This is a genomic window from Gordonia sp. VNK21, assembly GCF_046098115.1.
Classification (GTDB): domain Bacteria; phylum Actinomycetota; class Actinomycetes; order Mycobacteriales; family Mycobacteriaceae; genus Gordonia.
In genome coordinates this window covers 161,092-167,751 of record NZ_JBJURU010000004.1, presented here as the reverse complement: position 1 = coordinate 167,751, position 6,660 = coordinate 161,092, and the positions used below count along the sequence as shown (strand labels likewise).

Sequence of the window (6,660 nt, the reverse complement as noted above, 5' to 3'; positions counted from 1 at the left end):
CGGCAGTGCGCGCCCAGGCGCGCCGGCCACAGTCCGCCGCTGACACCGGCCGCGCGGACCCGCGCGTGACGGCACGGCTCGCGCCGCGGCCCGGCGCCCGTAGGCTGATCGGGGTGAGAGCGGCGACGGATTTCTGGGACCGGGTGCGGCGCGCACCGCAGCCCGGCGTGCCCGTGGTCGACGATCCGCGTGAACGCCGGGCGCTGGTGATCGAGCTGATCATCGTCGGCGCCCTCACCTTCGGCTTCTCGGCGCTGCGCGCGCTGCTCAGCCTGATCGACGCCCAGCTCTCCGGAGGCATCGCGGCGCAGACGGTCGCGATCAACCCGGCGCTCGCCGACAACGCGGCCATCGACTTCCTCCGGCAGCTGCTGCGCTTCGGTGACCTGCTGGCGATCGGCGCCCTCGGCGCGTACCTGCTGTGGCGCAGCGGAATCCGGCTCGGGCGCATCGGGCTGAGCCGCCCGCGCGGCCGGGACGTTCCGCCCGGGCTGGCGCTCGCCGCCCTCATCGGACTGCCCGGTCTGGGGCTGCTGGCCGCCGCTCGCGCCCTCGGCCTCAACGCCACCCTGCAGGGGGCGAACGACGGCCCCTGGTGGCAGCTGATCACCCTGTGCCTGGTGGCCGTCGGCAACGCCGTGGCCGAGGAGGTGATCGTGGTGGCCTACTTCATCGTCCGGCTCCGCCAGCTCGGCGCCGGATCGGGCGCGGCCCTGGCATCGTCGGCCGTCCTGCGCGGTGGCTACCACCTCTATCAGGGATTCGGTGCGGGCCTGGGGAACCTGGTGATGGGCCTGATCTTCGGGCGCTGGTATCAGGCCACCGGCCGGCTCTGGCCGCTGATCGTCGCCCACGCGGTGATCGACGTCGTCGCCTTCGTCGGATACGCGCTCCTGCACCCGCACGTGGGCTGGCTCGGCGGCTGAGCCGGGGCCGTGCTCAGAGCGCGAACATCAGGATCTCGTCGCGCGAATAGTCCAGATCCGGGTGCTCCTTGGTCAGGTGGGCCTGGGCCACCGCCACCAGTTCGTCCTCGTCGGCACCGCGCAGGAATTCGCCGCACGGGCAATGCAGGGTCGTCTTCTGTCGCATGGGGGATCGCTCCTGACTTCTCGGCTACGCCCCGAGTCTACGAATCCGCGGGCGCCGGCGGGCCCACTCGCTCGGCACGGAGCTCGTGATCGCGCGAGGTGAGGCAGCGCCCGGTGTTCAGATCCCACTGCCAGCCGTGCAGATTGCAGGTCAGCTTGTCGCCCTCGATCACCCCGAACTTGCCCAGGTCGGCCTTCAGGTGCGGGCAGCGGCGCTGAATCACCCAGCCGTCGAGTTCGACGGAGGCGTCGTCGTCGTGCGCCTCGGCGAACCAGCCGTCCGCGTAGGCGATGCGCTCATCGGTGAGACATTTGAAGAAGGTGTAGAGGTACTCGTTGTACCCGCCGATCCGCCAGGTGGTGAACCGGGTCGAGAGGAAGATCGTGTTCACCCAGTCCGGCTCGTCGTCGCGCAGCACCGTGCGCACCAGCTCCGGGGCGATCCGGAAGCCGTAGCGGTACTTGCCGTCGCCGTCCTCGCGCATCCGGACGATCCGCTGCGGGAAGTCCAGCACGAAGGTCTCGTCGCCCACCACCAGGCCCACCGGATAGCCGATGCCGTCGCAGATCAGATCCGACTGCGCCATGATCGGCTCGAACAGCGCCTTGAGCTGCGGCAGCAGCGGCTCGCCGTCGGCCGGCGCCCAGGTGGCCTTGTCCGCAGCGATGACCGGTGCGAACTTCTCCTTCATCCGCTCCAGGTAGTCCTTCTTGTTCTCGCCGAAGACCTGCTCGGGCGGATACGGGTGCTCGATCTGCTCGAGCGTCGAGCCGCTGAACACCGCCGACGAACCGGACACCATCATCAGGCCGCGGTGCCGCTGCCCGTCATCGGTGCCGTGCGTCTTCATCTGCTCGAGGAACTCGGCCTGATCGGGGAAGATCGACGCCTGATCCGACTCGCTGCCGGTGTTGAAGTCGTTGAGCGAGAACAGATCGTCGTCGAGGAACATCGGCGGTCCCGCCGACGGCACCACCCAGGTGGCACCGACCTGCTCGATGTAGGAGCGGGCCCGGTCCATGCCGCGCTGGCGCTTCTGCTTGGCGAAGTTCGCCTTCGACTTGCGCGGGATGTCGTAGACCATCGGATACCAGATGGCGCCCGAGTACTGCAGCAGGTGCACGTCCACGTGCCCGAACTCCTGGCCCACCACGTCCAGGTCGATGGGCCGGGCGTCGTTCATGTTGAACACGGTCGTCTGGCCGTCGGAGACGATCAGGCCGGAGTCGCCGATCGGACCGTCGGCGGGGGCGCGCAGCGCGATGATCATGACCTCCAGGTCGCCCTTCGGCCCCGAGACGGTGTGCTTGACCGAGTCGTGCGTCTCGACGAACTTGGTGAAGCCCAGGCGTTCGAGATCGCGCCGCAGGTCCGGCACCGGATAGTCCGGCAGCAGCACCGTCGCATCCTTGTTGACGTTCTCGATCAGATTGCGCTCGTCGTAGTGGTCGCGGTGCAGGTGCGAGACGTAGAGGTAGTCGCAGTCGCCGAGCGCCTTCCAGTCCAGTTCGGAGTTGTCCGGGAAGGGGATCCAGGAGCAGAAGTACGCGGGATTGACCCACGGGTCGCAGAGGATAGAACCGGCAGCGGTCTGAATGTGGAAACCGGCATGTCCGATGCTGGTGATCTGCACGGGGCTGAGCCTTTCGGATGGACTGGGCCGGGAGGGTGCACCGGCCGTTCACCTCAGCGTAGCGCCGTGGCCGGGGCCGATGCTCATCCGGAGGATCGCATCGGGACCAAAGACACGACTAAGCTCACCGGCATGGAACCCGTATACGACTCGGTGATCAGCGCCGCGCGTCTGCTCTGGCTCGCCGAGGGGCTGAAATTCGACATCTCCGGTGTCGAGAACATGCCCGTCGAGGGGCCGGGAGTGGTGGCGCTCAACCACACCGGATACCTGGACTTCACCTTCGCCGGCATCCCCGCCTACCTGGTCCGGCCCAAGCGTCGCTATGTGCGGTTCATGGCCAAGAAGGAGGTCTTCGACAACAAGGTCGGCGGCCCCGTCATGCGTTCGCTCAAGCACATCTCGGTGGACCGGGCCAACGGCGCCCAGAGCTATCAGGATGCCGTCGACTACCTCAAGAGCGGCGAACTCGTGGGCGTCTATCCGGAGGCCACCATCAGCCGCAGCTTCGAGCTGAAGGGCTTCAAATCCGGTGCGGCGCGGATGGCGCTGGAATCGGGCGCACCGCTGCTGCCCACCCTGGTCTGGGGTGCGCAGCGGATCTGGACCAAGGGTCATCCCCGCAACCTCGGCCGGTCCCGCGTCAAGATCGCGGTGGCCGTCGGCGAGCCGATCGCTCCCGAGGGCACCCCCGAGGAGCTGACCGCCCGGCTGCACGAGGCCATGCGGCTCAAGCTCGATCAGGTGCAGCGCGACTACGGCGACTACCCGCCCGGCGAGTTCTGGGTGCCGGCCCGATTCGGCGGCGGTGCACCCACGCTGGAAGAGGCGAACGCCATGGATGCGGCCGACGCCGACAAGAAGGCCCAGCGACGGGCCGCCCGGGAAGACACGACCGGGGACACACACAGCGAGGGGTAATGGAAGATCGGTTCTTCGCCGGCCTGGTGGTCACCTCCCGGGCGATCTCGGCGGTTCAGGGGGTACGCCGAAGATTCTTCGGCGTGGAGAACATTCCGGCGGAAGGCGGTGTGGTGGTGACGGTCAACCACACCGGCTACCTGGACTGGATGTCGGTGGGGCTCGGTCTCTACGAGGCCGGCCGGTGCGGGCGCTTCATGATCAAGTCGGAGGTGCACGACGTGCCGGTCGCCGGCGCGATCGTCCGGCGCGCCCGGACGGTGCCGGTGGACCGCTCGGCCGGCGGTGACGCCTACCGGGTGGCCGTGCAGCGGCTGCGGGAGGGCGAGGCGGTGATCGTCTACCCCGAGTCCACCCTCAGCCGCAGTTTCGAGCTGAAGGCCTTCAAGACCGGTGCGGTCCGGATGGCCGTGGAGGCCGGAGTACCGGTGGTACCGGCCATCGTGTGGGGGTCGCAACGGCAGTGGACCAAGGGCGCCCGCCGACGGATGGGCCGCGCGCGCATCCCGATCGACGTCCGGTTCGGCCCGCCGCAGCGCTATCCGCGCGGGGTGGACGTGGCCGCGGCCACCGGGGAGCTGCGGACGGTGATGGAGCAGCTGCTGCACCGAGTGCAGGACGGCTACCCGGACGCGCCGGCCGGCGCCGACTGGCTGCCGCGCCGGCTGGGCGGCAGCGCCCCGAGCCCTGAGGCGGCACTGGTGATCGAAGACGCCGAGGCGGCCGAGAAGGCCCGGCGGCGTGCAGAAAAGGCGGCCCGCCGCGGGCCGGGCAAGGGCGCAGTCCGCACCGGAACCGGATGCGAATGGACCCGGCGCCGGTGAGCGCACCGGAGGCGTCCCCGCACGATCCGTGGGGCCCGCCGAGCATGATCGCCTCGGATGTGGACGGCACCCTGCTCGACGGCGAGGAGATCACCCCGCGCACCCGCGCGGTTCTGGCCGGGGCCGCCGAGCGGGGCGTGGAACTGGTTCTGGCCACCGGCCGTCCGCCGCGCTGGATCCCGCCGATCACCGAACAGCTCGCCGGCACGCCGGTCCGGGTCCGCTATGCGGTCTGCGCCAACGGAGCCATCGTCTACGACGTGCTCGCCGACCGGCTGCTGCATGTCGAGGCGCTCGACCAGGAGGTCCTGCGCCGGCTCGCGGCCGTCGTCGCCGAGGTGCTGCCGGGCGCGGGCCTGGCCGCCGAACGGGCGGGCGCGATCGCCGGCGGCGATGCGAACGATGCGGCCACCGCGCCCTTCGTCGCCACCAACGGCTACCAGCACGCCTGGCTCAACCCCGACCATCTCGAGGTGGACGACGAGCACATCTTCGCGGCCCCCGCCGTGAAGATGCTGGCCCGGCTGCCCGGGATGAGCTCGAGGGAGATGGCCGAGCGGCTGGCGCCGCGGGTCGGCGACCTGGCCGAGCTCACCTTCTCCATCGACACCGGACTGATCGAGTTCTCGGTGCCCCGGGTGCATAAGGCCTCCGGTCTGGCCTGGCTCACCGCACACACCGATGTCGACGGCCGGGCGCCGATCGCCTTCGGGGACATGCCCAACGACATCGAGATGCTGCGCTGGGCCGGTCTCGGCGTGGCCATGGGCCACGGCGACCCGGCCGCCCTGGCCGCCGCCGACCTGGTGGCGCCGCCGAACGTCGAGGACGGTCTGGCGCAGGTCCTCGAACGCTGGTTCTGACCTCACGGTTCATCCCCTTCACGGCCTGCGGCCGGTCGCACCGTCACCGAAAGCGTGACCCGGTTGTGACCGGCCCGGCTTGTCCTGCACCCACTTCAGTCACTACTGTCACATGAGTCCCACTAATCACACGGGCCACAAGCTGCAGCGGTGGTCCCGCGCGAATGAGGTAGTGCAGTGCCCAGAGTTCGACCCAACCGAGCAAAGAAGCGGACCGTCACGTTCGCCGCCCTCGGGCTGGCACCCGTCCTGGTGGCGGGTGGCCTGGTGGCCGGCGGCGCACAGTGGCTCGACGGCGACGGGGTCTCCCTGACCGCCGGCGAGTCCTACACCCTCCTCGGGCACGGCCACGGCCACGGCCGCGGCCTGGGACAGTGGGGCGCCTACGGCTATGCCAAGCAGGGCTGGAGCGCCGACAAGATTTTGCGTCACTACTACGGCAACACCACCGCGGGGAAGGCGAGCAACCCCGAGATCACCGTCTCGCTCAGCGAGAAGAACTCTGTGAGTGTTCGCGCGGAGGCCGGTGCCAAGGTAGCTGGGCAAACTGTGGCCCCCGGACAGGCCGTGACCCTGTCCGGGGGAACCGCCACCATCACCGCCGGCTGCGGCGGCGCTGTGGTCAAGACGGTCCAGGCCGCCTTCGTCGACCCGATCAACGCCGGCACCAACCGGCCCGCCAACGAACTGCTCACCTTCTGCTCCGGCGGCGACAAGTACCGCGGATCGCTGGGCCTGAACGGCGACGGCGTGGTGAACAAACTGCACGTCGACGACTACGTCAAGGGCGTCATCCCCAAGGAGTCCATGCCCGGCTGGGCCGACAGCGGCGGCTTGGAGGCGCTCAAGGCGCAGGCGGTGGCCGCGCGCTCCTACGTGCTCGCCGGTCTGGCCTCCGGCCGCAAGATCGACAACACGCAACAGTCGCAGATGTACCACGGCGCCAGCGGCGAGGACCCGCGCACCAACCGGGCCGCCGACGCGACCGCCGGCCAGGTCCGGATGCTGAACGGCAAGCCGGCGCTCACCGAGTTCTCCGCCTCCACCGGCGGCTACACCGCCGGCGGCATCTTCCCGGCGGTCGTCGACGCCGGTGACTCGATCTCGCCCAACCACTCCTGGACGCAGACCCTCAGCGCCTCGCAGATCGGCTCCGCCTTCGGCGTCGGCGCCCTGCGCTCCTTCGAGGTGATCGAGGCCAACGGTCTCGGCGAGGGCTCCGGCCGGGTGGTCAAGGTCCGGGCGGTGGGCTCCGGAGGCACCGCCGAGGCCACCGGCGACCAGGCCCGCACCAAACTCGGACGGAAGTCCGACTGGTTCTCGGTCA

The 6,660-nt window shown here is 69.8% G+C and carries 7 protein-coding genes; 5 read left to right on the top strand and 2 right to left on the bottom strand.

Features of this window, described 5'->3' with window-relative positions; all coding sequences use genetic code 11:
• The first annotated feature begins 113 nt into the window (after positions 1–113).
• Positions 114–926: a CPBP family intramembrane glutamic endopeptidase gene (locus ACJMNC_RS06445; RefSeq protein WP_408947121.1), complete on the top strand. Its 813-nt coding sequence runs from the start codon at positions 114–116 to the stop codon at positions 924–926.
• 13 nt (positions 927–939) lie between these two features.
• Here the strand turns inward: ACJMNC_RS06445 and ACJMNC_RS06440 are convergent, their stop codons facing one another.
• Positions 940–1,092 carry a DUF1059 domain-containing protein gene (locus ACJMNC_RS06440; RefSeq protein ID WP_408947120.1) on the bottom strand — a complete coding sequence of 51 codons (153 nt, stop codon included), beginning with the start codon at positions 1,090–1,092 and terminating at the stop codon, positions 940–942.
• A 37-nt stretch (positions 1,093–1,129) separates the two neighbouring features.
• Entirely contained in the window at positions 1,130–2,725 is a 1,596-nt protein-coding gene (locus tag ACJMNC_RS06435) for a Rieske 2Fe-2S domain-containing protein (protein WP_408947119.1), read from the bottom strand.
• Positions 2,726–2,857: 132 nt separating this feature from the next.
• On the opposite strand from ACJMNC_RS06435, the gene ACJMNC_RS06430 reads away from it, so the two are divergent.
• The 4 genes from ACJMNC_RS06430 to ACJMNC_RS06415 form a co-directional block, all read left to right on the top strand.
• A complete protein-coding gene (locus ACJMNC_RS06430) occupies positions 2,858–3,646 on the top strand; it encodes a lysophospholipid acyltransferase family protein (protein WP_408947118.1) in 789 nt (262 codons plus the stop codon).
• Complete coding sequence (locus tag ACJMNC_RS06425; RefSeq protein WP_408947117.1) at positions 3,646–4,470, top strand: lysophospholipid acyltransferase family protein; 825 nt, start codon at positions 3,646–3,648, stop codon at positions 4,468–4,470. The genes ACJMNC_RS06430 and ACJMNC_RS06425 overlap by 1 nt, the downstream gene beginning before the upstream one ends.
• Positions 4,452–5,333, top strand: coding sequence for an HAD hydrolase family protein (locus tag ACJMNC_RS06420; protein WP_408947206.1), 882 nt, complete (start codon positions 4,452–4,454; stop codon positions 5,331–5,333). The genes ACJMNC_RS06425 and ACJMNC_RS06420 overlap by 19 nt, the downstream gene beginning before the upstream one ends.
• A 177-nt stretch (positions 5,334–5,510) precedes the next feature.
• On the top strand, positions 5,511–6,660 hold a 1,150-nt coding region (locus tag ACJMNC_RS06415; RefSeq protein WP_408947116.1), incomplete at its 3' end, for a SpoIID/LytB domain-containing protein.

What these genes read in the sequence shown, in the direction of transcription:
- ACJMNC_RS06440 (WP_408947120.1), bottom strand. Translation starts at nt 1,092, where the DNA reads ATGCGACAGAAGACGACCCTGCATTGCCCGTGCGGCGAATTCCTGCGC.
- ACJMNC_RS06430 (WP_408947118.1), top strand. Translation starts at nt 2,858, where the DNA reads ATGGAACCCGTATACGACTCGGTGATCAGCGCCGCGCGTCTGCTCTGG.
- ACJMNC_RS06425 (WP_408947117.1), top strand. Translation starts at nt 3,646, where the DNA reads ATGGAAGATCGGTTCTTCGCCGGCCTGGTGGTCACCTCCCGGGCGATC.
- ACJMNC_RS06420 (WP_408947206.1), top strand. Translation starts at nt 4,452, where the DNA reads ATGGACCCGGCGCCGGTGAGCGCACCGGAGGCGTCCCCGCACGATCCG.